The sequence below is a fragment of the Streptomyces sp. NRRL S-920 genome (assembly GCF_000717945.1).
GTDB classification, from domain to species: domain Bacteria; phylum Actinomycetota; class Actinomycetes; order Streptomycetales; family Streptomycetaceae; genus Streptomyces; species Streptomyces alboniger.
The window spans coordinates 150,606-170,982 of the sequence record NZ_JODF01000005.1 but is presented as its reverse complement, the minus strand read 5'-3'; the positions used below and the strand labels follow the sequence as shown (position 1 = coordinate 170,982).

Here is a 20,377-nt window from a genome sequence, read left to right as displayed (position 1 = left end):
CAAGAAGCCGGAAGGAAGAGCAGAAGGGGTTCGGATGAGTGCTAGGACGACAGCTCCGCGATCTGCCTGCCCACCTGGCCCTGTGTCATCGCACCGGTCCAGACGCGCAGCTTCGCCACGTCACCCGGCAGGTAATGCCCGGTCGTGCCCTTCATCGATCCGCGGCCGGCAGACAGGTTGGTGCCACCCTGTTGCGGTGTGTCGAGGCCGGGGTCTTCCTCGCCCTGCTGAAGGAACGGGCCGATGTACAACTGGGCGAGGCCGAACTGCTGCTCGCCTTGGTCATCGGTGAAATCCAGGTCGGCGTCGAAAACACCGGTCACGTCCACCCAGGTGTCCCATTCCGTGGCGCCGATCGATTCCTGGGCCTCGGCGAGCGCGGAGTCGATCACCTTGCCGTTGGCGTCCACGGCGGTGCGGCCGAACTTCCACAGGTAGACGTCGGCTGCCGCCTTCTCCACCCACAGCGCCCAGGACGACTCCTTGCCCGCAGGGGTGGCCTGACCGGCGACCAGGCCGCGGTAGCCGACCGGTTTGGCCGCCAGCAGCGTCTTGTTCAGCCGTACCCGTGCGGAGACCGTGAACGAGCCGGTCTCATCGACCACCGGGCCGGAGCCCGAGGCGTAGCCGGAGGTGCCGTTCAGCACGAGTGACGTGGCGTCCTCGCCCTTCAGCGCGGCCCCCGAGCCCGAAAGGTCAAGGCCGCCGCGGCGGTAGGGGAAGGAGGTACTGGCCGGGTCGTCAGGGTCTTCCGGGCTTTCGGAGACCTGGTTGCCGGAGGAGATGGTGGCGTCCCAGTGGGCGACCAGCTCATTGGTCGGCAGGCCCGCGTTCTCCAGTCGGCCTTCCTCGCGAATGCGTGCGGGGGTCAGGACGTCTTGCCAGGTGGCGATCTCATCGATGCGGCCGTGGAAGTACTCGCCGTAGTCACCGCCGACCTTCGAGCGGCCGACCATCAGGTTCCGGTCCGCCGTCCACGGCTCATACGTGGTCGCCTCATCCGCCAGCACCACCGGGGCGCCCTGAGGCCGCCCGTTGACGTACAACTGGATGGTGTCGTTGCTCTTGTCGCCGTCGTCCTGGGTATCGAAGACCGCGGCCAGGTGCGTCCACACCCTCAGCGGGGGGTTGACCGTATCGGCCAGGGAACGGACGTAGACGGGGCTCTTCTTGTCCTGGTCGGTGCGGTTGAACACCCACTTCTTGTGCGTGGCCGAGTAGTAGAGAGTGAACGCCGAGCCATGCTCTCCGGGGGCTGCCAGCACAGTGCGATTGGCGGAGGCGTCGGTGAGGTAGGCCCAGGCCGATACGGTGAAGGAGTCCTGCGAATTGACCGGCACCCCGTCAGTCGAGGCATAGCCGACCTGCTGGGCGGGGTCGCTGAGGTTGTCGTTCAGGCGCAGTGCGTAGTCTCCGGCGCCGCGCCGTCCCATGGTCGACCAGCCGGTGCCCGACGCGTCACGCAGGATCGCGTGGTGGCGGGTGCCGGTCTCGCCGGTGTCCTTCGCCGTCATCAGGGCGGAGCCCGGGGTGGCGTCATCGAAGCGCCAGCGTCCTGTCGCCCCGTCGGCGAGGCCGGTCTTGAAAGCGAATTCGGCCGGCGGCCCCCACCGTTTCCGGCCGTCCTTGTCCAGTTTCAGGTCACTGGCCTCGACTGCGAGGGTCTGGGTCCCCGGCAGGCCGGGTTTGACGTCCTTGACCGTCACCGAGGCGTTGGTCGTAGCCGCGTTGACCGTCTTGGTCGCGTCCGCGTCCGAGGTCAGCAACCGCCACCGGTAGGCCTTCACATCCTTGTCGGCCGAGTTGGGTCTGAAGGTGAAGCTGCCCCGCTGGCCCGGCCCACCGTGGGCCGCGCAGTCGTTGGTCGTACACTCGGTGTAAGGGGCGCCGGTGACGATGGTCGGCGGCTTGGGGGCGGTGGAGTCGATGCGCAGGTAGCACCAGGACGAGTACGGGGAGAACAGATCGCCTGACCTGCCGTTGTAGTTCCAGTGCGATTGCGTTCTGGCCTTGAACCGATACAGGCCTTGGTCGGCCCGCTTGTCAGTGGTCGCCTTCTCCAGTGTGCCGTCGGGATGCCAGCCCGATGGCGGTTTGTAGGTGCTCCATACCTTCGACCAGCTGCCGGAGGTGGTGTCGGTGCTGGAGCGTTGCATGAGGAACTCGGCCTGGAGGTAGCCCTCCTCCTCCCCCTGATGCTGCTCGACCTTGGTCTGCACCCGGGCCTGCACGGTCGGGGTCTCCGTCGTCACGGTCAGCGGCGATGAGGAGGGACGGCAGTACGCCTTGTTGCCCGTGCCCGGGATGGCGCCGACCGAGGTGGGCACGCCGGGTTTGTGGACGTACCAGACCTTGAGTTCGGCGTTGGAGTCGAACCGCTTCCACGCCCGCGGATCACTCTCGTCCTTGGCGCGCAGCATCAGCGTCAGTCGCGGGATCTTGCCGTCCGCGAGCGCCCGTACCGTGGAGGTGAGGTTCTCGTCCTTCTCGTCGGGGTTGTCGTTGAACTCGACCCAGGAGTTGGGCTGGTCGGGGCTGCACAGATCCCCGCGGCCCGCGGAGACATAGCGGTCGCCCATCTGGTTGAGCTGTTTGGGGCCGGGCCAGCGGGTGCCCTCGGAGATGTTGTCGGTGCGCTCCAGGTCGACCCAGTGAGGGGTGCAGTTGAACGACCACGTCTCATAGGCGCGGAACGTGGCGTCCAGGACCTGCTTGCCGGACAGCTTGGAGGCGCCGAACTCGAAGTACATGCGGTCGGTGTAGCCGCGGGTGTCGCAGTAGTAGCCGTCCGCGATGCCGCAGCGGCCCACGCCCTTGGGTTCGCTGAACTTCCAGAACTTGTCGCCGTCCGAGGAGAGTTTCGTCCACTCCGACTTGCCCAGCCCCACCGCGGGGTCGATGTAGACGGGGTAGACCGTCTCCTTGCCGCGCAGCAGGTCCAGATCCGGTGCGACGGAGACCGTGCCGTGGGCGACCGTGACGGGAAGTTCGGCGCTGGCGTCGCCCTCGCCGGGCTGGACCGGGGCCTGCGTGGTGGCCTGTTCGGGCTGCGGAGCCGGGGCCTGGTCAGACCGCGTCTCCGTGGCCTTCCCGGCCGAGCGGGACCGTACCCGTGGGGGCTGGGCGGCGTTGCCGGCGGAATCCCACATCTGGCCGGCCGGTCCGCGGAAGACGGCGTTGCCGTCGGCGTCCACGGCGCGCAGGCCACCGCCCTCACCCGGGGTTACGCTCAGCCCCTCCCCCTCAGCGGTGAGTCTGATCTTCTCCAGCTCGGGGCCGGCCGCGGCCTCGGCGCTCTTGACGGCCAGCACTTCGCGGTAGCCCTCGGCCGTCGCCGTCAGTTGCAGGTCCACGCCCTCGATCGGCACATTGGCATACGTGGCGGTCGCGCCGTCGAGTGAGGGTGTGGGCAACGCGGTGGGCCAGCCCAGCCTCAGTCCCTGCCCCTCATGGCCCAACCGCAGCATCTGTGCTCCGCTGCCGCCGCCGGAGAAGGACAGGTCCACCACGGCCGACTTCGGGCCGATCCTGCCGTCGGAGCGCTTCTCCAGGGTGACGTCGATGCCCCGCCAGCCGCCCTCCGCCGTCCGGGCACGCTGGGGCTCGGTGGCCTGAGTGATGGCGAACGTGCCGTCGGGGTTCGCCATCGTCGTCGTGTACTCGGTGCGCTCCGAGGTCACCTCGACCGGCTCGCCCGACGCCACCGCCCTGTCGGAGGCGGACTGTTCACTCAGCCCGGCCTCCGGGACTTTCGCAGGCGCATGGTCGGCGGCGGCGTTCGTCACCGACGGCAGCAGCGAGACCAACAGCGCCGCCGCCGTGACCGCCCCACCGACCACAGCGCGTGATCGTCTTCGCGCACCGGCTTCACGGCGCACCCGTCCTAACCCCACAGTCCCCACCCCAGAGTCACAAGTCCTTCACAGACTGTGCGAGTCAACGCCTCAGGGTTCCCAGCGTCAATGTGAACTGGAACACAATTCTGGCCTTCTGGGTGGTGCCGAGGGGGCGAATTGAACCTAAATGGCCAGCCTGCACCTCAAGCCCGGGGAGGCCCGAGGCATTACGCCACGTAATCAACTGAACATGCTGTCCGTACGGAATTCGCCAGATCCCGTCCGGCAGTCGAACGCGGGGTCGCGCACTGCGGGCGCGTGCGGTAAACGCCAAGCGTTACTGGCCCTTTGCGCATGGGCCCGCTGGAGCAGCGCTCTGGCCACTTGGTCTGCACCAGCCAGAACTGGCCACCCGCAAACACCGCCCCACCTGGATGATCACCCAACGTGAGAGCCGTCGGCGCCCGGCCTCTCAGCAAAATCCTGTTGGCTGCGACCAATGGAATTTCTTCGTTGGACCGGGCGGTTGCGAAGGGCTCGGGTGGACAGGAAACCGATCAAAATGCCCATCCACCAAGCCCCCCGCCCACCGACCACCCGCGAGGCCCCCGTGAACGACCCGACCCCCGCCCCCTCCGCCGCCACGCCCTATCTCGACGCCGCCGCCATGGCCCGGCTCCTCCCCATGTCCGCCGCGATCGACGCGCTGGAAGCGGTCCTCGCGTCGGGTCTTGACCCGGAGGCGGAGCCCCCGCGCGGTGTCGTGGACGTGCCCGGTGGCCAACTGCTCATGATGCCGTCGGCCACCGCCTCGTACACCGGCGTGAAGCTCGCCACGGTGACGCCCGCCAATCCCGGCCGGGGCCTGCCCCGTATCCAGGGCTTGTACGTCCTCCTGGACGGGGTGACCCACTCTCTCCTGGCACTCTTGGACGGCATCGCGCTGACGTCGCTGCGCACCCCCGCTGTGTCCGGGCTCGCGGTCCGGCATCTGGCCGTGCCCGGCGTTCGCCGCCTGCTGGTCTTCGGGACGGGGCCGCAGGCGTGGGGGCATGTGGAGGCGGTGAGGGCGGTGCGGCCCTCCCTGGAGCATGTCGACGTGGTCGGCCGGAACGCGGACCGGGTCGCGGCCTTCACCGACCGCTGCCGCGCCGCGGGTCTGTCGGCGGCAGCGGCGGCGCCCGATGACGTGGCCCACGCGGACGTGGTCTGCTGCTGCACCACGGCGCGCACCCCGCTCTTCGACAGCGCCCTGCTCCCCGAGCACGCGACGGTCGCCGCGGTCGGCTCCCACGAGCCGGACGCCCGCGAGGTCGACGCCGCCCTCGTGGGCCGCGCCACGGTGGTGGCGGAGTCCCACGCGGTGGCGGCGCGGGAGTGCGGCGACCTGGTGCTCGCGGCGGCCGAAGGCACCTTCGACATGTCGTCCCGCCTGCGGACGCTGGCCGCGCTTGCCCGCGGCGAGGCTAAGCCCACGGAGGGGCGGCCGCGGTTGTTCAAGTCGGCCGGGATGGCTTGGGAGGATCTGGGGGTGGCGGCAGCGGTTTATGAGGGGTGGGTTGGTTGCGGCTGAGCGGTCGGTCCAGGTGATTTATGGGGGGGTGGGCCGATCTCGGCTGAGCGGTCGGACCCGGGGGTCTGAGAGGGGGTGAGCCGACCTGGGCTGAGCGGCCAGCCCCGGTGGGCTATAGGGGGCGGGCCGACCTCGGCTGAGCGGCCAGCCCCGCTGAGCGGTCCGCCTCGGCTGAGCAGTTAGCCCCCGCTGAGTGGTCGGCCTCGGTCGGCCGGCATGTCTCGGCCGAGCGGCGGCGTGTCTCCGCTGAGCCGGCATGCCTCGGCTGAGCCGGCAAGCGGATCAGCCGCGGCGTCGCCGGTCAAGTACCGCGCCAGGCGCAGCACTCGGCGTGCGACGGGGCTGCCCTCCGTGGGCGGGGCGAGGCGGACGTGGTAGCGCGTGCGCCGCTCTCGGGGTGGCGTGCACAGTGTCGATTCCCGTACCCACAGCGCGAGCGAGCGCCGTTCGGCCAGGCGCTCCACCCGGTGCACCGCGGCCCTGCGCGCGCCGCGCCGGGCGCCGCGCAGCCGTACCTCGACGACCAGGCCGGCCCGGCGCTGCCCGACCCGTGCGGCCTCGTGGGCGGTGGCCGCCCTCACCACGCAGCCCTCGGCCACGAGCAGTTCCTCGGCCAGCGCCAACTCGTCGGGGTGGTCGGGCACTTCGACGAGCAGACGGACCCGGCGGTTGAAGTCGGCGGCGCCGATGGTTTCCCTCGTCACGGCGTCGTCGTCGACACCACGTACACCGTCGGATGCTCCGGGTTCGCGCGGTCCACGACCACGTCCTGCGACGGCGCCGGGTCCTTCTGTTCGTGGGTGAGGCCCGACCACGGGCCCGGGCCGGTGAACTCCCAGCCGACGACGTTCCGGTCGCGCTTGCTGATGGTGCGGTCGTCCGCCTTGAGCTTGCTCTCGGTCGTGCCGATCTGCTTGAGGAACTTGGCCAGGCCCTCGTTGCTCGTGAGGAACTGGACGTAGAGGCGGCTGGTGCGCCAGTTGTTCGTCTCGTAGTAGGCGACCTCCGCGGAGTACGGCGGGATCGGCACGTCGTACAGGCGGCGCTGCACCTTGGAGGGCCAGCCCTCGGTGAGGCCTGTCGCGGAGTACTTGTCCTCCTTGTCGCGGCCGCTGTTGCGGCTCTGGTTCGCGGAGATCACCAGGTATCCGGCGGGGATGCCGATGAGGAGCACGATGATCGTCGCCGTCAGCCAGCGGCGGCGGATCATATGGCGGCGGTCCTCGGTCCGGCCCCCGTCGCGGCCCGGTTCGGGGGCGCCGGGGCGGTCCGGGGACGAGGGCTGGCGGGGCACGGTCATCTACGGGGTTCCCTGCGAAGTGCGGTCGTCGGTGCGGCGGGCCTCGGCGTAGCGCTCGTAGCGTTCGTAGCGCTCGACGCGGCGGCGGTTGGCGCGGCGGAAGCGGCGGGCGACCAGGCGGGCCAGGTCGGCGGCGCCCACCATGCCCGCCTCGGGGCCCAGCTGGGCGCGGGCGATGCGGGCCTCGGGACGGTAGCCGCGGCCGGTGAGGTGGCGGCGGAACGCGTCGCGGGCCGGGCCGATCAGGAGGTCGTCGGCCGCGGAGACGCCGCCGCCGATGACGAAGCAGGACGGGTCGAGGGCGGCGGCGAGGTTCGCGATGCCGACGCCCAGCCACTGGCCGATGTCCTGGAGCAGCTCCACGCACATCGCGTCGCCCTCGCGGGCCAGCTCGGTGATGAGCGGGCCGGTGATGTCGGGGACGTTGCCCTTGACGCGCTCGATGATGTTGTACGCGACCGGGGAGTCGGCGGCGGCCAGCTCGCGGGCCTCGCGGACCAGCGCGTTGCCCGAGCTGTACTGCTCCCAGCAGCCGCGGTTGCCGCAGGGGCAGCGGTGGCCGCCGGGGACGACCTGCATATGGCCGAACTCGCCCGCCACGCCGAACTTGCCGCGCTTGACCTGGCCGTCCTCCAGGATCGCGCCGCCGATGCCGGTGCCGAGCGTGATCATGACGAGGTGGTCCTCGCCGCGGCCCGCGCCGAAGCGCCACTCCGCCCAGGCGGCGGTGTTCGCGTCGTTGTCGACCATGACGGGGACCGCGAGGCGCCCGGAGATGCGGTCGCGCAGCGGTTCGTTGCGCCAGGACAGGTGGGGGGCGAACAGGACGCGGTTGCGGTCCGCGTCCACCCAGCCCGCCGCGCCGATGCCGACCGCGTGTACGTCGTGCCGGTCGGAGAGGTCGAGGACCAGTTCGACGATGGTGTCCTCGACGACGCGGGGGCTCTTGGACTTGTCCGGGGTCTCCGTGCGGAGCGTCTCCAGGATGTTGCCGTCGGCGTCGACGACGCCTGCCATCACCTTCGTGCCGCCGATGTCGATGCCGACGGTGGGGACGCGGGGCGCCGTCAGGAGGGATCGGCGCTCCCTCGTGCCCACGGTTCGCAGGACGGTGGCTCGGGCGGAGCCGCGGTGTGCGAGGTCGCGGTAGGTGCTCATTGCGGCGATTCTGCCTCACTCTCGCGGGGGCGCGCACAACGGGACCCCGGGTGCTCCTGAGGGGCGTGTGCCCCGTAGGGGCGCGGGGAACTGTGCGACCAGCCACGGCTATGCCGCAGACGCGTCTGCGTGGTCACCCCGCAGGGCGACTGCGGCTTTTCGTGGGCAGAGCGCGCAGTTCCCCGCGCCCCTTACGGGGCCACCCCTCGCGCCCCCGAAACCCGGCGACCGCGGCACGTCCGGGCTGAGCCCGCCCCCAAGGAGCGCTACGCGTCCCTGCGTTCCAGTTCGTGACGGAGGTCGTCCAGTTCGCTGCCGCCCGCCATCTCTCGGGTCAGGTCGTCGAGGGAGATCTCGGTGCGGGTGTAGGAGCCCGACATCTTGCCGCGCTTCAGGAGTACGAAGCGGTTGCCGACCAAGTACGCGTGGTGCGGGTTGTGCGTGATCAGGACCACGCCGAGGCCTGCGTCCCGCGCGGCGGCCACGTACTTCAGGACGACGCCGGACTGCTTGACGCCGAGCGCCGCGGTGGGCTCGTCCAGGACGAGGACCTTCGCGCCGAAGTAGACCGCCCGCGCGATCGCCACGCACTGGCGCTCGCCGCCCGACAGCGTGCCGATGGGCTGGTCCACGTCGCGCAGGTCGATGCCCATGCGCAGCAGCTCCGCGCGCGTCGTCTCGCGCATGAAGTCGACGTCCATGCGCTTGAAGGGGCCGACGCCCTTCGTCGGCTCGGAGCCGAGGAAGAAGTTGCGCCAGACCGGCATGAGCGGGACGACGGCGAGGTCCTGGTAGACGGTGGCGATGCCCCGGTCCAGCGCCTCGCGCGGCGAGCCCAGCTTCGCGTCCTCGCCCTCGATGCGGAAGGCGCCCGCGTCATGCCGGTGCAGCCCCGCGATGATCTTGATGAGGGTGGACTTGCCGGCGCCGTTGTCGCCGAGGACGCAGGAGATCTCGCCCGCGTGGACCTCCAGGGACACGCCTTCGAGGGCGCGGATGTTGCCGTAGTACTTGCTGACGTCGTCCAGCTCGACGAGCGGCGTGCGCTCGGTCACGGGCGTCGCGTCGGTCACTTCCGTCATTTCGTCGCCTCCGCGCGCTTGCGGACCCAGTGGTTGAGCAGGGTGGCCAGGAGCAGCATCACGCCGAGGAAGAACTTGAACCAGTCGGGGTTCCACTCGGCGAACACGATGCCCTTGCTGACCATGCCGAAGATCAGCGCGCCGACGGCCGCGCCAACCGCCGAGCCGTAGCCGCCCGTGATCAGACAGCCGCCGATGACGGCCGCGATGATGTAGATCAGTTCGTTGCCGACGCCTTCGCCGGACTGGACGACGTCGTACGAGAAGAGCAGGTGCTGGCCGGAGATCCAGGCGCCGAAGGCGACGCCCATATAGAGGCCGATCTTGGTCGCGGCGACCGGGACGCCGACCGCGCGGGCCGCCTCCTCGCCGCCGCCGACCGCGAAGATCCAGTTGCCGACGCGGGTGCGCAGCAGGATCCAGGTGGCGACCGCGATCAGGGCGAGCCACCACACGATGGTGATCTTGAAGTCGACGCCGCCGATCGTGATGGTGGAGGCGAAGACGTCCTTGGCGGAGGCGAAGCCCTCCATGTCGGCGATCGACTTGGTGGAGACGGTCTCGCTGATCAGCTTGGTGAAGCCGAGGTTCATGCCGGTCAGCATCAGGAACGTGCCGAGCGTGATGATGAAGCTCGGCGGGTCGGTGCGGGTGAGCATGACGCCGTTGAAGACGCCGACCGCGAGGGTGGCGACGAGGGAGACGAGCACGCCGACCCAGACGTTCGCCGTCATCTGGTAGCTGAACATCGAGGAGATCAGCGCGGACGTCGTCACCAGGACGCCCGCCGAGAGGTCGAACTCGCCGCCGATCATGAGGAGCGCCACCGGCACCGCCATGATGCCGAGGGTGGAGGCGGCGTACAGCACCGTGGCGAGGCTGGTGGCCTGGAGGAAGCTGTCCGCGACGACGGCGAAGAAGACGAAGACGGCGACGGCGCCGACGACCGAGCCCAGCTCGGGGCGGCCCAGCAGTTTCTTCAGCGGCGAGGTCTTCAGCAGGCGCTCGTCGCTCTTGGTGTCCGGAGCGGGCGCGGGCGCTGTGGCGGTCATCGGGTCCCTCGCTTCGCGTATTCCTCGAGTTCGTCGGCCTGGTCCTTGGTGACGATCTGCGGTCCGGTCAGGACGGGCTTGCCGCCGCCGAGGACGTCGGCGTTGTACTTGTACAGCCAGAGGAGGTCGACGGCCTGGTAGCCCTGGAGGTAGGGCTGCTGGTCGACGGCGAAGCCGAGGTCGCCGGACTTCAGGCCCGCGGCGACCTTCTCGTTGAGGTCGAAGGTGTCGACCTCGGCCTTGCTGCCCGCGCTGTCGGCGGCCTTGACTGCGGTGTCCGCGAAGGGCGCGCCGAGGGTGACGACGGCGTCGACCGACTTGTCGGTCTGGAGCCGTGCCTCGATGGAGGACTGGACGTCCGGCATGTTGGTGCCGGTCACGTACAGGTTCTGCATCTTGCCGTCGAAGGTCTTCTTGGCGCCCTCGCAGCGCTGCTCGTGGCCGACGTTGCCCTGCTCGTGCAGGATGCACAGCGCCTTCTTCTTGCCGCGCTTGTTCAGCTCCTCGCCGACGGCCTCGCCCGCGATCGTCTCGTCCTGGCCCACATGGGTGAGCGCGCCGAACTTCTTGGACTCCGCGGAGCCGGAGTTCACCGTGATCACCGGGATCCCGGCCTTCTCGGCGCGGGCCAGGGCGCCCTTCATCGCGTCGGGCTTGGCCAGCGTGACGATGATCCCGTCGACCTTCTTGTCGATGTAGGAGTCCACGAGCTGGGCCTGCTGCTGGGCCTCGTCGTCATGGGCGTACAGGAACTTGATGTTGTCCTTGACGGCGGCCTGCTTGGCGCCGCTCTGGACGATGTCCCAGAACGTGTCGCCGTCGCCCGAGTGCGTCACCATGCCGAAGGTCCAGCGCGGCGTGTCCACCGCGGCCCTTCCGCCCGCCGCCGCTGCCTTGCGGGCGTCCTCGGCGCGCTTGCCGCCCGTGCTGCTGCACCCCACCAAAGACGCCCCGAGCACCGCAACCAGCACGGCCCCCACCGCGCGTACCCCTGTCTGAACCCTTGCCACGACGCCGTGCCCTTCTTGTTCTGCTCCTCGGTGCGGCCGGTCCGGATCCCCGGCCCCGGCCGCCCAAGTATCGACCACGCGGTTGCCCCATGCGGTCATCGGGTACCGCGGGCGGTGTACTTCTCCAGCTCCGGCACGTCCTTCTCGGTGACGATCGCGGGGCCGGTGAGGACGGGTTTGCCGCCGCCGACGACGTTGGCGTTAGTCTTGTGGAGCCACAGCTGGTCGATGGCGAGGTAGCCCTGGAGGTAGGGCTGCTGGTCGACGGCGAAGCCGACCTCCTCGGCCTTGAGGCGCTTGACGACCTCGGCGTTCAGGTCGAACGTGTCGACCTCGGCCTCGCTGCCCGCGTCCTCCTTGGCCTTGACGGAGATCGCCGCGATCGGCGCGCCGAGCGTGACCACGGCGTCGATGCCCTTGGTGGCCTGGAGCTTCGCGCTGATGGAGGACTGGGCGCCGGGGGCGTTGGTGCCCTCGACGTTCAGATTCTCGACCGTGCCCTCGAAGGTCTTCTCGACGCCGGCGCAGCGCTGTTCGAGGGAGACGTTGCCCTGTTCGTGGATGACGCAGAGCGCCTTCTTCATGCCGCGCTTGTTCAGTTCGTCGCCGACCGCCTCACCGGCGACCGACTCGTCCTGGCCGATGTGGCCGAGCGCGCCGGACTTCGCCGAGAACTCGGCTCCGGAGTTGATCGTGACGACCGGTATGCCGGCGTCCGCCGCCTTGGCGAGGACGGACTTCATCGCCTCCGGCTTGGCCAGCGTCACGACGATCCCGTCGACCTTCTTGTCGACGAACGACTGGACCAGCTCGGCCTGTCCCTTGGCCTCCTTGTCGTTGGCGTAGAGGAACTCCACGTTGTCCTTGCGGGCGGCCGTCTCGGCGCCGTTCTGGACGATGTCCCAGAAGGTGTCGCCCTCGCCCGAGTGCGTGACCATAGCGATCTTGAGGCGCGGCGTGTTCACTCCCTTGCCGCCGCCCGAGCCGTCCGCCGACTCCTCGTCGTCCTTGCCGCCGGAACTGCTGCACCCCGCGAGCGCGATCACCGCGACGAGGGCCGCGGCCGTGCGTGCAGTACGCATGGGACCACCTCTTCTCCCGGCCGCCCGAGTGCGGCTGGAGGAGTTCTAGCGGCGGGCGCGCGGCAACGTCAATGGCTTTGTCAGAACATTCTGACGAATGTAAGTCAGTTGGGACCTACGGCCCTGCCGCGCACCCGGGATTCCGTCGCCCACCTACGGCCGTACGAGCAGCTGGAACTCGAAGGAGTACCGCGAGGCCCGGTAGACGTGCGCGCCGAACTCGACCGCGCGCCCCGTGTCGTCGAACGTCGTGCGCCGCATGGTGAGCAGCGGGGCACCGGCCGGTTCCGCGAGACGCTCGGCCTCCTCGGCGGTGGCGGCACGGGCGCCGACGGACTGGCGGGCGCTGTGCAGGGTCAAGCCCGCGCCGCGCATCAGCCGGTAGAGCCCGGTGGCCTCCAGGCGCTCGGTGTCGAGGTCGAGGAGGCTTGTCGGCAGGTGGTTGGTCAGATACGCCATGGGCTCGCCGTGGGCCAGCCGCAGCCGCTCCACGCGGTGCACCTCGTCGCCCTCGCCCACGCCGAGCGCGGCCGCCACCTCGGCGGACGCCGGCTCCAGGGTGTTGTGCAGGACCCGGGTCTGCGGGCGCTGGCCCGCCGCCTCCAGGTCGTCGTAGAGGCTGCTCAGCTCCAGGGGGCGCTTGACCTGGCTGTGCACGACCTGCGTACCGACGCCTCTGCGCCGGACGAGCAGGCCCTTGTCGACGAGGGACTGGATGGCCTGGCGGACGGTGGGCCGGGACAGGCCGAGCCGTCCGGCCAGCTCGATCTCGTTGCCGAGGAGGCTGCCCGGGGTCAGGGCGCCGCGCTCGATCGCCGCCTCCAGCTGCTGGGCCAGCTGGAAGTAGAGCGGGACCGGGCTGCTGCGGTCGACGCCGAGCCTGAGGGTCAGGGTGGGGTCTTCGACCCGCTTGTCCTGAGCTGGTTTGGCGACTGGTTTGGACACGGGCCGAGCGTAGTCCCGGCGGGTGATGACGGGAAGTTCTGAAGTTCTGTTGTCCGGACAGCCGGTTTGTCAGGACAAAGGATTGACAGGGTGGCCGGGCATGGCGAGGGTGGGGTCATGCGCATCGGACTGATCGGAACGGGCCGTATCGGCACATTTCACTCCATGGCTCTGCGTCGCCACCCCGAGGTGACCTCGCTCGTCGTCGCCGACGCCGACCCCGTGCGGGCGGCCGGCCTCGCGGCGCGGACCGGGGCGGTGCCCGCGCCCTCGGTGGCTGACGTCTTCACCATCGGGGTGGACGCCGTGGTGATCACGGCGGCGACCGCGGCGCACGCCGAGCTGATCGGCAGGGCGGCGCGCGCCGGTCTCCCGGCGTTCTGCGAGAAGCCCATCGCGCTCGATCTGCCGGGCACCCTGGCCGCGCTCGCCGAGGTCGAGGCCGCGGGCACGGTCTTGCAACTCGGCTTCCAGCGGCGCTTCGACGCGGGGTACGCGGCGGCGCGCGAGGCGGTGCGCTCGGGCCGGCTCGGGCGGCTGCACACCGTGCGGGCGATCACCTCGGACCCGGCGCCGCCCCCGGCCGCGTACCTGCCGCTGTCCGGCGGCCTGTACCGCGACTGCCTGGTGCACGACTTCGACGTGCTGCGCTGGGTGACGGGCCGCGAGGTAACCGAGGTGTACGCGACCGGCTCCGACGCGGGCCCCGCGATGTTCCGCGAGGCGGGCGACGTCGACACGGCGGCGGCGGTCCTCACCCTCGACGACGGCACGCTCGCCACGGCCACGGCGACCCGCTGCAACGGCGCGGGCTACGACGTACGCATGGAACTGGCCGGGGATCTCGACCAGTTGGCGGTCGGCCTGGACGACCGCACGCCCCTGACCTCCGCGGAACCGGCGGGCCCGGCCGCGCCGGTCAAGCCCTGGCCCGGGTTCCTGGAGCGCTTCGCCCCCGCGTACGAGGCGGAGCTGGCCGCCTTCGTCGAGCTGGTACGGGGTGAGAGGGCGAACCCCTGCGACGGCCGCGAGGCGCTGCGCGCGCTGCGGATCGCGGAGGCGTGCGAACTGTCGCGGCGGGAGCGGCGGTTGGTGCGGATGGCCGAGATCCCGGCGGGCTGAGGCACGCGGCACGCCCCCTCCGGGCCCCGCCGCTCAGGCCGTGGAGAGTACGGTCCCCTGCGCGATGGCGCACAGCGTCCGGGCGTCCGTATCTGTCCCGTCCGCCCCATCCGCCCCGTCTCTCCCCTGCGCCACGCCGAACAACTCGCAGCGGACCGTCGCCTGGCGTCGGCCCGTGTGCACCACGACGGCATGGGCGACGAGCTTGGCGCCGGTCGCCGGACGCACGTACTGGATGGAGAAACCGGAGGTCAGCACCGCGGGCCCGAGCGTGGTGCCCGCCGCGAACGTGATGCTGTTGTCGGCCGCGTAGGCGAGCACGCCGCCGTGCAGGAAGCCGTTCTGCTGCCGGAGTTCGTCGCGGGCCACGATCTCCAGGGTGGCCGCCCCCTCACCGAACCGCGTGATGCGCGCCCGCACGAGCCGGCTGAACGGCTGGGCGTCCAGGACCTTCTGGGCCATGGCGAGGTCGATGGGATCGGGGGCGGCGTCGAGGGACTCGGCAGGGACAGGGGGCTCAGTCATGCACGACTATTACCACCCTTCGGGCTCGCCGGTGAGCGCCCGCGCCCGCTCAGCCGTCCTGGTCGAGCAGCCCCGCGTCATGCGCCAACAGCGCGATCTGCACACGGTTGTTGAGGTCCAGCTTCGTCAGAATGCGGGAGACGTGCGCCTTCACCGTGGCCACGCTGAGGAAGAGCTGCGCCGCGATGTCCGCGTTCGAGCCGCCGCGGCCCACCGCCACGGCGACTTCCCGCTCGCGTTCACCGAGCGCGTCGAGCCGGGCCAGCGCCCGGCGTCTGCGGTCCAGTTGGGGGTCGGCGCCCGTCGCCTGCGTGATCAGCTGCCGGGTCACTCGCGGGGAGAGGACGGGCTCGCCCGCGGCGACCGCGCGGACCGCCGCGACGATCTCCGCGGGCGCCGTGTCCTTCAGGACGAACCCGGCCGCGCCCGCCCGCAGGGCCCGCAGGACCTGTTCGTCCGCGTGGAACGTGGTCAGGACGATGACCTCGGGCGCGCCGGGGCGCTTGCGCAGCGCTTCCGTGGCGGCGAGGCCGTCCATCGTGGGCATGCGGATGTCCATCAGGACGACGTCGGGGCTCAGTTCACCGATGAGCGGGGCGACCTCGGTGCCGTCCCCCGCCTCGCCGACGATCTCGATGTCGTCCGCGCCGCCGAGCATGAAGGAGAGCCCGGCGCGCACCAGCGGGTCGTCGTCGACGAGGAGCAGCCTGATCGGTTTCATGACGCCCACGGTAGCCAGGCCTCCAGGTGGAATCCGCCGCCGGGTCCGGGCCCGTGGGCGAGCCTGCCGCCCGCGAGCTGGGCCCGTTCGGCCAGTCCGATCAGGCCCTGCCCGGAACCGGGCACGTTCGGTACGTCGCCGGGTGGGGCGGGGTTGCGCACGGTGATCGTCAAGCCCTCGCCGGGTGTGCCGGAGACGGTGACGGTGACCTCGGCGCCGGGGGCGTGCTTGCGGGCGTTGGTCAGGGCTTCCTGCGCGATGCGGTACGCGGTGCGGCCGAGGGCGGCGGGCACGGCCGCGGGGTCGGGGACGCGGCTGTCGAGGACGACCTTCATGCCCGCCGCGCGGGACTCGGCGACCAGGGCGTCCAGAGCGGCGAGTGTGGGCTGGGGGCGGCCCGGGGTGTCGGTGTCGCCGTCGCGCAGGACCCCGATCACCTGGCGCAGGTCTTGCAGCGCCTCGTGGGCGCTCTCCCGGATGACTCCCGCCGCGCGGACGATCTCGGCGCGGGGCGCGTCGGGGCGGAACTCCAGGGCGCCCGCGTGGACGCTGAGCAGGGTGAGGCGGTGTGCCAGGACGTCGTGCATCTCGCGGGCGATGGCCTCGCGGGCGAGCCGCTGGGCCTGCTGGGCGCGGAGCGCGGCCTCGCTCTCGGCGCGGATGGCGCGCTCGCGCAGGCTGAGCAGCAGTTCGCGGCGGGAGCGTACGAACATGCCCCAGCCGATGACCGTCACGGTGAGCAGGACGCCGAAGGCGACGGCCACGCCGTACGGCATGTCGGCGTCGGGCCGTATCAGGTACGCGAGGGGGACGACCGCGATCGAGGCGCCGCCGATCCACGCCACGTACCGGAAGGGCCGGTGGACGGCGAGGGTGAAGACGGCGATGGCCGCCGCGCCGCCCGCCGTGTCGGAGGCCATGCCGACCGGCACCATCGCGATGGCCAGCCCCACCGGCCAGCGTCTGCGCAGCCAGACGGCAGCGCAGGCGAGCGCGCCGAGGAACTGGTCGAACTCCGCGAGGTCCTGGGAGATCCGCGGGTTGGCGGCGACCGCGTCGGCGCCGATCATCCCGATCAGGACGGCCGCGAGGAAGCAGGTGAAGTCGGCGATCCAGTCGCGCACGGTCCGCCGCGACCTGCCCTTCGCCCTGCCCGGGTCGAACTCCCGGGCGATCGCGGAGGGCAGCGCCCAGGGGCTCCTGGCCAGCAGCCCGTGCGGGGCATGGCGCTCGGGGCGCTCCGTGGACTCGGTTTCGCTCATGGTCGACAAATCTACGCACCGGTGGGGCCGGCGGACGGTCCCGGCGCATGATCACCGACCAAAGTAGCGCGGGTCGCAGACTTTCGGACCCGTGTGCCGGACGGATCCTCGCCCCGCGGCGGATGTGCGCGGCCACGGCCCGGGGCGAGGATCTTCGTCATGAAGCGGCTACTGGAATGTCTCGGTTTCCTCCTGCTCGTCCAAGGCGCGGGCGGCCTGGTCCACGACCTCTCCGACGAGCGGTACGGGTGGGGTCTGCTGCGCCGCTTCGGCGTGCTGGAGAGCTACGAGCTGTACGCGAGCATCGCGATGCTCGTGCTATCGATCGCGCTGTTCGCCGCCGCGGAGAGCCAGAAGGAGGGCTGACCGCGCGCCGCCGCTCCGGGGGGCGGGCGAGGGCTCAGCAGCCGTGGTCGACCAGGGCGAAGGACGCGTAGTGGTCGGCGGTGTAGTAGTCCTCCTGGCTCTTCTCGCCGGTGACGATGCGGCGGGCGCCGCGGTCGGCCGAGCCCGGGGTGACGACCGTGTACTCGTGGTAGTAGCCGGAGCCCTGCCGCGGCAGTACGCCCTCGCGGTTCTGGAAGACGGTGCCGTCCTGCGGGTACGGGTAGGGGCCGCCCGCCTTGATCAGGTCGAGGGTGTCGTGGGCCTGGGCGGGCAGCGCGGAGTAGCAGATGTCGCCGACCGCGGTGACGGCGTACGAGGACTGCGAGACGGGCGCGGGGGACACGACGGGAGTGGCGCTCGCGGTGGCCGTGGCGGGGCCGCCGATGAGCAGGGCGGCGGCGAGGGCGGTGGCGCCGAGAATTCGTGGGGGGATTCGCATGGGGCAAGTGTGACGCGCGTAGAGGTTGAGGTGTCAACGTCAAGTGCGGTGAATTTTCCAGGAGTTAACCTTCCTTCACCGCACCACGACGCCTCGCCCGCCTCGCCCGCCTCGCCTGGTAATTGCCGCGCCTCACCCTCGCCTAGTAACTGCCGTACTCCGGTCGCCCCGCACGCTCGTACGTGCTGATGACGACGCCCGTGGACGTCGTACGCGACCGCGCGAGACGGAAGGCCGTGGGCAGGCCGCCCTCCGCGAAGAGGCGCTTGCCAGTGCCGAGGGCGACGGGGAACGTCAGCAGGTGCAGCACGTCGATCAGGTCGTGCGCCAGCAGGGACCGCGCGAGGTTGCCGCTGCCGTGCATCTGGAGTTCGCGCCCCGGCCGCTCCTTGAGCGCGGTGACGTCCTTGACCAGGTCGTCGCGGCCGATGATCTGCGTGTTGCGCCAGTCGGCGCTGGTCAGGGTGGTGCTCGCGACGTACTTCGGCAGGGCGTTGAGCTTGGTGGCCACCGGGTTGTCGGGCTCGGTCACCGCGGGCCAGTACCCGGCGAAGATCTCGTACGTCCCGCGCCCGAGCAGGAACGCGTCGGCCTGCTCGAACACCTCATCGATGAACGCGCCGAAGTCCTCGTCGCCGTAGGGCACCGACCAGCCGCCGTGCTCGAAGCCGCCGCTGCGGTCCTCGTCCGGGCCGCCGGGGGCCTGGAAGACCCCGTCGAGGGTGAGGAACTGGGTGAATGTGATCTTCATGGCGAACGCCTCTCGTCGGGCCGCTGTCCTGTCATCTACTCAGACCGTGCCACCCGGCGGAAGTCATCGCCGCCGGACAGGCCCTGGGTGCCCGAAAGCCGCGTCCGTTTACCGCCAGCCACCCGCCGCGCGAACGCCTTTCATTGAATCCGCAAGCACTTACCGAACGCACAGCGACGCATCACGCGGAAGAGGTACGGACATGTCTTCTCTCAACGGCAGGACGGCACTGGTCACCGGCGGCAGCCGCGGCATGGGCGCGGCGATCGCGCTCCGCCTGGCCCAGGAGGGCGCCGACGTGGCGATCACGTACATCCATGGCGAAGCCGCGGCCCACGAGGTCGTCGCGAAGATCGAGGCCATGGGCCGGCGCGGCTTCGCCATGCGGGCGGACGCGGCCGACCCGGGGGACGCCGCGGGCGCCGTGGACCGCGCGGCCGACGACCTCGGCCACCTGGACATCCTGGTGAACAACGCGGGCATCGGAGTCCTCGGCCCCCTCGGCGACCTGACGCTCGCCGATATCGACCGCGTCCTCGCCGTCAACGTCCGAGGGGTCTTCCTGGCCTCGCAGGCGGCGGCCGGGCGGCTGCGCGACGGCGGCCGGATCATCACCATCGGCAGTTGCATAGCCCAGCGCGTCCCGGGCCCCGGCGGCACGCTCTACGCGACCAGCAAGGCCGCGCTGATCGGCCTCAACAAGGCGCTGGCACGGGAGTTGGGCGGGCGCCGGATCACGGCGAACCTGGTCCAGCCGGGGCCGGTCGACACCGACATGAACCCGGCGGACGGGCCCTACGCCGAGGGTCAGAGCGCCATGACGGCCCTCGGCCGCTTCGGCTCCGCCGCCGAGGTGGCCTCCCTGGTCGGCTATCTGGCCGGGGACGACGCCGCGTACGTCACGGGCACCGAGCTGTCGGTGGACGGCGGTCACGCGGCCTGACGGGTCCGGGACGTGGGTGCGGGGCGCGCCGGGGCTGTCCACCCGGCGCGCCCCACGTTCGGCGGGGGCGGATCAGCCGCCCAGCTCCTGATGGCGGGCCGCCAGCCTGGCCGCGCCCTCCTCGGTCAGCGAACCGAACAGGCGCAGCCGGGAGATGCCGCCGTCCGGGAAGATGTCGACGCGGACGTGCGTGCCGACGGCCGGGGTGTCCAGGACGAAGCGGTGGTTGGTGTCGGGCTGGAGCCGGGTGCGGGGCAGCGCCTCGACCCACTCGCCGTCCTCTCCCCCGTCGCGTACGGAGAGGGCCGCCCAGCCCGCCGAGTTGCCCTTGAGGTAGGCGGTGTCGATCTCGACGGCGCGGATCTCGGACTGCTGGACGAGCTGGTAGCGGATCCAGTCGTTGCCGGTGTCGCGGCGGCGGCGGGTCTCCCAGCCGTCGTCCATCTTGCGGGAGCGGCCCGGCTGGATGGTGTTGGTGGCCGGGGAGTAGAAGCGGTCGGACGCGTCCTCGACCTGGCCGCCGTTCTCCAGGGCGACGACGTCGAACGTGCCGAGCGCGGTGAGCCACTTGGGGTCGGCGACGACCTCGCCGTACACGCGCAGGCGGGCGATGCCGCCGTCCGGGTGCTGGTTGACGCGCAGGTGCGTGAAGCGCTGCTCGACGTCGACGGCGAACCCGTTGGCGGCGTGGCCGCCGACGGGCGTACGCGGGACGAGCGTCGTCCACTTCACGTCGTCGCCGCACAGCTCCTCGGGCGTCGGCGAACCCTCGACGCTGGTGCCCTCCACGGACACGGCCTGGGGGTAGTTGCCGCGGAAGTGGGCGGTGTCGACGACGATGCCACGGATGACGCCGGGGGCGCCGAGGCGCACCAGCGCCCAGTCGTGGTCGTCCTCGGTGGGCCACGGGTGCTCGCCCGAGACACCGCGTCGGCGGCGGGTCTCCCAGCCGTCCATGACCTTGCCCTTGTGCCCGAAGTGCTCGGGGTCGAACACGGCCGGGTGCGCGAGCAGCAGGTTCTCGCGCATGGCGAAGAACTCGTCGTTGGCGGCGATCACACCGGCGCCGAGCTGCCGGTCGGCGAGGTTGGCGTACTGGGTGAAGGGGAAGTCGGCCGTGCGGTAGTCGGCGTAGGGCTCGCCGCCGCCGTAGGGGCTCGCGTCGCCGGTGAAGGAGGGTATCGCCACG

Annotated in this window: 19 protein-coding genes; 4 read left to right on the top strand and 15 right to left on the bottom strand. The window is 71.0% G+C overall.

What is annotated here, in order from left to right:
• Window positions 1-41: 41 nt before the first annotated feature.
• Window positions 42-2,750, bottom strand: a complete 2,709-nt coding sequence (locus IG54_RS0106225; RefSeq protein ID WP_234336030.1) for a LamG-like jellyroll fold domain-containing protein — start codon at window positions 2,748-2,750, stop codon at window positions 42-44.
• Window positions 2,751-4,398: 1,648 nt separating this feature from the next.
• Here IG54_RS0106225 and IG54_RS0106220 point away from each other — a divergent pair.
• Window positions 4,399-5,409, top strand: coding sequence for an ornithine cyclodeaminase family protein (locus tag IG54_RS0106220; protein ID WP_078593751.1), 1,011 nt, complete (start codon window positions 4,399-4,401; stop codon window positions 5,407-5,409).
• Between the two features lie 179 nt (window positions 5,410-5,588).
• On the opposite strand, the gene IG54_RS0106215 is transcribed toward IG54_RS0106220, so the two are convergent.
• The 8 genes from IG54_RS0106215 to IG54_RS0106180 form a co-directional block, all read right to left on the bottom strand.
• Entirely contained in the window at window positions 5,589-6,113 is a 525-nt protein-coding gene (locus IG54_RS0106215) for a hypothetical protein (protein WP_030778290.1), read from the bottom strand.
• Window positions 6,110-6,709, bottom strand: a complete 600-nt coding sequence (locus IG54_RS0106210) for a hypothetical protein (protein ID WP_030778288.1) — start codon at window positions 6,707-6,709, stop codon at window positions 6,110-6,112. Before IG54_RS0106210 ends, IG54_RS0106215 begins: the two co-directional genes overlap by 4 nt.
• On the bottom strand, window positions 6,710-7,867 hold the full coding sequence (locus IG54_RS0106205) for an ROK family glucokinase (RefSeq protein WP_030778286.1): 1,158 nt from the start codon (window positions 7,865-7,867) through the stop codon (window positions 6,710-6,712).
• Window positions 7,868-8,133: 266 nt separating this feature from the next.
• The gene (locus IG54_RS0106200) at window positions 8,134-8,949 is read right to left on the bottom strand and encodes an ATP-binding cassette domain-containing protein (RefSeq protein ID WP_051819303.1); all 816 of its coding nucleotides are present in this window, start codon (window positions 8,947-8,949) and stop codon (window positions 8,134-8,136) included.
• A complete protein-coding gene (locus IG54_RS0106195) occupies window positions 8,946-10,001 on the bottom strand; it encodes an ABC transporter permease (RefSeq protein ID WP_030778283.1) in 1,056 nt (351 codons plus the stop codon). Before IG54_RS0106195 ends, IG54_RS0106200 begins: the two co-directional genes overlap by 4 nt.
• The gene (locus tag IG54_RS0106190; protein ID WP_234336028.1) at window positions 9,998-10,981 is read right to left on the bottom strand and encodes a sugar ABC transporter substrate-binding protein; all 984 of its coding nucleotides are present in this window, start codon (window positions 10,979-10,981) and stop codon (window positions 9,998-10,000) included. Before IG54_RS0106190 ends, IG54_RS0106195 begins: the two co-directional genes overlap by 4 nt.
• Window positions 10,982-11,106: 125 nt before the next feature.
• On the bottom strand, window positions 11,107-12,093 hold the full coding sequence (locus IG54_RS0106185) for a sugar ABC transporter substrate-binding protein (RefSeq protein ID WP_030778279.1): 987 nt from the start codon (window positions 12,091-12,093) through the stop codon (window positions 11,107-11,109).
• Between the two features lie 153 nt (window positions 12,094-12,246).
• The gene (locus IG54_RS0106180; protein WP_420712226.1) at window positions 12,247-13,038 is read right to left on the bottom strand and encodes a GntR family transcriptional regulator; all 792 of its coding nucleotides are present in this window, start codon (window positions 13,036-13,038) and stop codon (window positions 12,247-12,249) included.
• A gap of 117 nt (window positions 13,039-13,155) precedes the next feature.
• Between IG54_RS0106180 and IG54_RS0106175 the strand changes: the two genes are divergently transcribed.
• On the top strand, window positions 13,156-14,160 hold the full coding sequence (locus IG54_RS0106175; protein ID WP_030778274.1) for a Gfo/Idh/MocA family oxidoreductase: 1,005 nt from the start codon (window positions 13,156-13,158) through the stop codon (window positions 14,158-14,160).
• A gap of 33 nt (window positions 14,161-14,193) precedes the next feature.
• Here the strand turns inward: IG54_RS0106175 and IG54_RS0106170 are convergent, their stop codons facing one another.
• The 3 genes from IG54_RS0106170 to IG54_RS0106160 are packed head-to-tail and all read right to left on the bottom strand — an operon-like array spanning window position 14,194 to window position 16,668.
• Window positions 14,194-14,685 carry a PaaI family thioesterase gene (locus IG54_RS0106170; protein ID WP_051819302.1) on the bottom strand — a complete coding sequence of 164 codons (492 nt, stop codon included), beginning with the start codon at window positions 14,683-14,685 and terminating at the stop codon, window positions 14,194-14,196.
• A gap of 49 nt (window positions 14,686-14,734) precedes the next feature.
• Window positions 14,735-15,406 (bottom strand): response regulator transcription factor, encoded by a 672-nt coding sequence (locus IG54_RS0106165; RefSeq protein ID WP_030778270.1) that lies wholly within the window; start codon window positions 15,404-15,406, stop codon window positions 14,735-14,737.
• Window positions 15,403-16,668, bottom strand: coding sequence for a sensor histidine kinase (locus IG54_RS0106160; RefSeq protein WP_106976951.1), 1,266 nt, complete (start codon window positions 16,666-16,668; stop codon window positions 15,403-15,405). The genes IG54_RS0106165 and IG54_RS0106160 overlap by 4 nt, the downstream gene beginning before the upstream one ends.
• A 159-nt stretch (window positions 16,669-16,827) precedes the next feature.
• Between IG54_RS0106160 and IG54_RS0106155 the strand changes: the two genes are divergently transcribed.
• Entirely contained in the window at window positions 16,828-17,034 is a 207-nt protein-coding gene (locus tag IG54_RS0106155; RefSeq protein ID WP_030778267.1) for a hypothetical protein, read from the top strand.
• A 34-nt stretch (window positions 17,035-17,068) separates the two neighbouring features.
• Here the strand turns inward: IG54_RS0106155 and IG54_RS0106150 are convergent, their stop codons facing one another.
• Window positions 17,069-17,494: a ribonuclease domain-containing protein gene (locus IG54_RS0106150; RefSeq protein ID WP_030778264.1), complete on the bottom strand. Its 426-nt coding sequence runs from the start codon at window positions 17,492-17,494 to the stop codon at window positions 17,069-17,071.
• A 142-nt stretch (window positions 17,495-17,636) separates the two neighbouring features.
• Window positions 17,637-18,245 (bottom strand): dihydrofolate reductase family protein, encoded by a 609-nt coding sequence (locus IG54_RS0106145; protein ID WP_030778262.1) that lies wholly within the window; start codon window positions 18,243-18,245, stop codon window positions 17,637-17,639.
• A 202-nt stretch (window positions 18,246-18,447) separates the two neighbouring features.
• Here IG54_RS0106145 and IG54_RS0106140 point away from each other — a divergent pair, with 202 nt between their 5' ends.
• A complete protein-coding gene (locus IG54_RS0106140; protein WP_030778259.1) occupies window positions 18,448-19,188 on the top strand; it encodes an SDR family oxidoreductase in 741 nt (246 codons plus the stop codon).
• 72 nt (window positions 19,189-19,260) lie between these two features.
• Here IG54_RS0106140 and alc read toward each other — a convergent pair whose 3' ends face one another.
• Entirely contained in the window at window positions 19,261-20,376 is a 1,116-nt protein-coding gene (gene alc / locus IG54_RS0106135; protein WP_030778258.1) for an allantoicase, read from the bottom strand.
• Window position 20,377 lies beyond the last annotated feature (1 nt).

Coding starts and splice junctions, on each gene's coding strand:
- IG54_RS0106225 (WP_234336030.1), bottom strand. CDS start 2,750: ATGTACTTCGAGTTCGGCGCCTCCAAGCTGTCCGGCAAGCAGGTCCTG.
- IG54_RS0106220 (WP_078593751.1), top strand. CDS start 4,399: ATGCCCATCCACCAAGCCCCCCGCCCACCGACCACCCGCGAGGCCCCC.
- IG54_RS0106210 (WP_030778288.1), bottom strand. CDS start 6,709: ATGACCGTGCCCCGCCAGCCCTCGTCCCCGGACCGCCCCGGCGCCCCC.
- IG54_RS0106205 (WP_030778286.1), bottom strand. CDS start 7,867: ATGAGCACCTACCGCGACCTCGCACACCGCGGCTCCGCCCGAGCCACC.
- IG54_RS0106200 (WP_051819303.1), bottom strand. CDS start 8,949: ATGACGGAAGTGACCGACGCGACGCCCGTGACCGAGCGCACGCCGCTC.
- IG54_RS0106195 (WP_030778283.1), bottom strand. CDS start 10,001: ATGACCGCCACAGCGCCCGCGCCCGCTCCGGACACCAAGAGCGACGAG.
- IG54_RS0106185 (WP_030778279.1), bottom strand. CDS start 12,093: ATGCGTACTGCACGCACGGCCGCGGCCCTCGTCGCGGTGATCGCGCTC.
- IG54_RS0106175 (WP_030778274.1), top strand. CDS start 13,156: ATGCGCATCGGACTGATCGGAACGGGCCGTATCGGCACATTTCACTCC.
- IG54_RS0106170 (WP_051819302.1), bottom strand. CDS start 14,685: ATGACTGAGCCCCCTGTCCCTGCCGAGTCCCTCGACGCCGCCCCCGAT.
- IG54_RS0106165 (WP_030778270.1), bottom strand. CDS start 15,406: ATGAAACCGATCAGGCTGCTCCTCGTCGACGACGACCCGCTGGTGCGC.
- IG54_RS0106160 (WP_106976951.1), bottom strand. CDS start 16,668: ATGAGCGAAACCGAGTCCACGGAGCGCCCCGAGCGCCATGCCCCGCAC.
- IG54_RS0106155 (WP_030778267.1), top strand. CDS start 16,828: ATGAAGCGGCTACTGGAATGTCTCGGTTTCCTCCTGCTCGTCCAAGGC.
- IG54_RS0106150 (WP_030778264.1), bottom strand. CDS start 17,494: ATGCGAATCCCCCCACGAATTCTCGGCGCCACCGCCCTCGCCGCCGCC.
- IG54_RS0106145 (WP_030778262.1), bottom strand. CDS start 18,245: ATGAAGATCACATTCACCCAGTTCCTCACCCTCGACGGGGTCTTCCAG.
- IG54_RS0106140 (WP_030778259.1), top strand. CDS start 18,448: ATGTCTTCTCTCAACGGCAGGACGGCACTGGTCACCGGCGGCAGCCGC.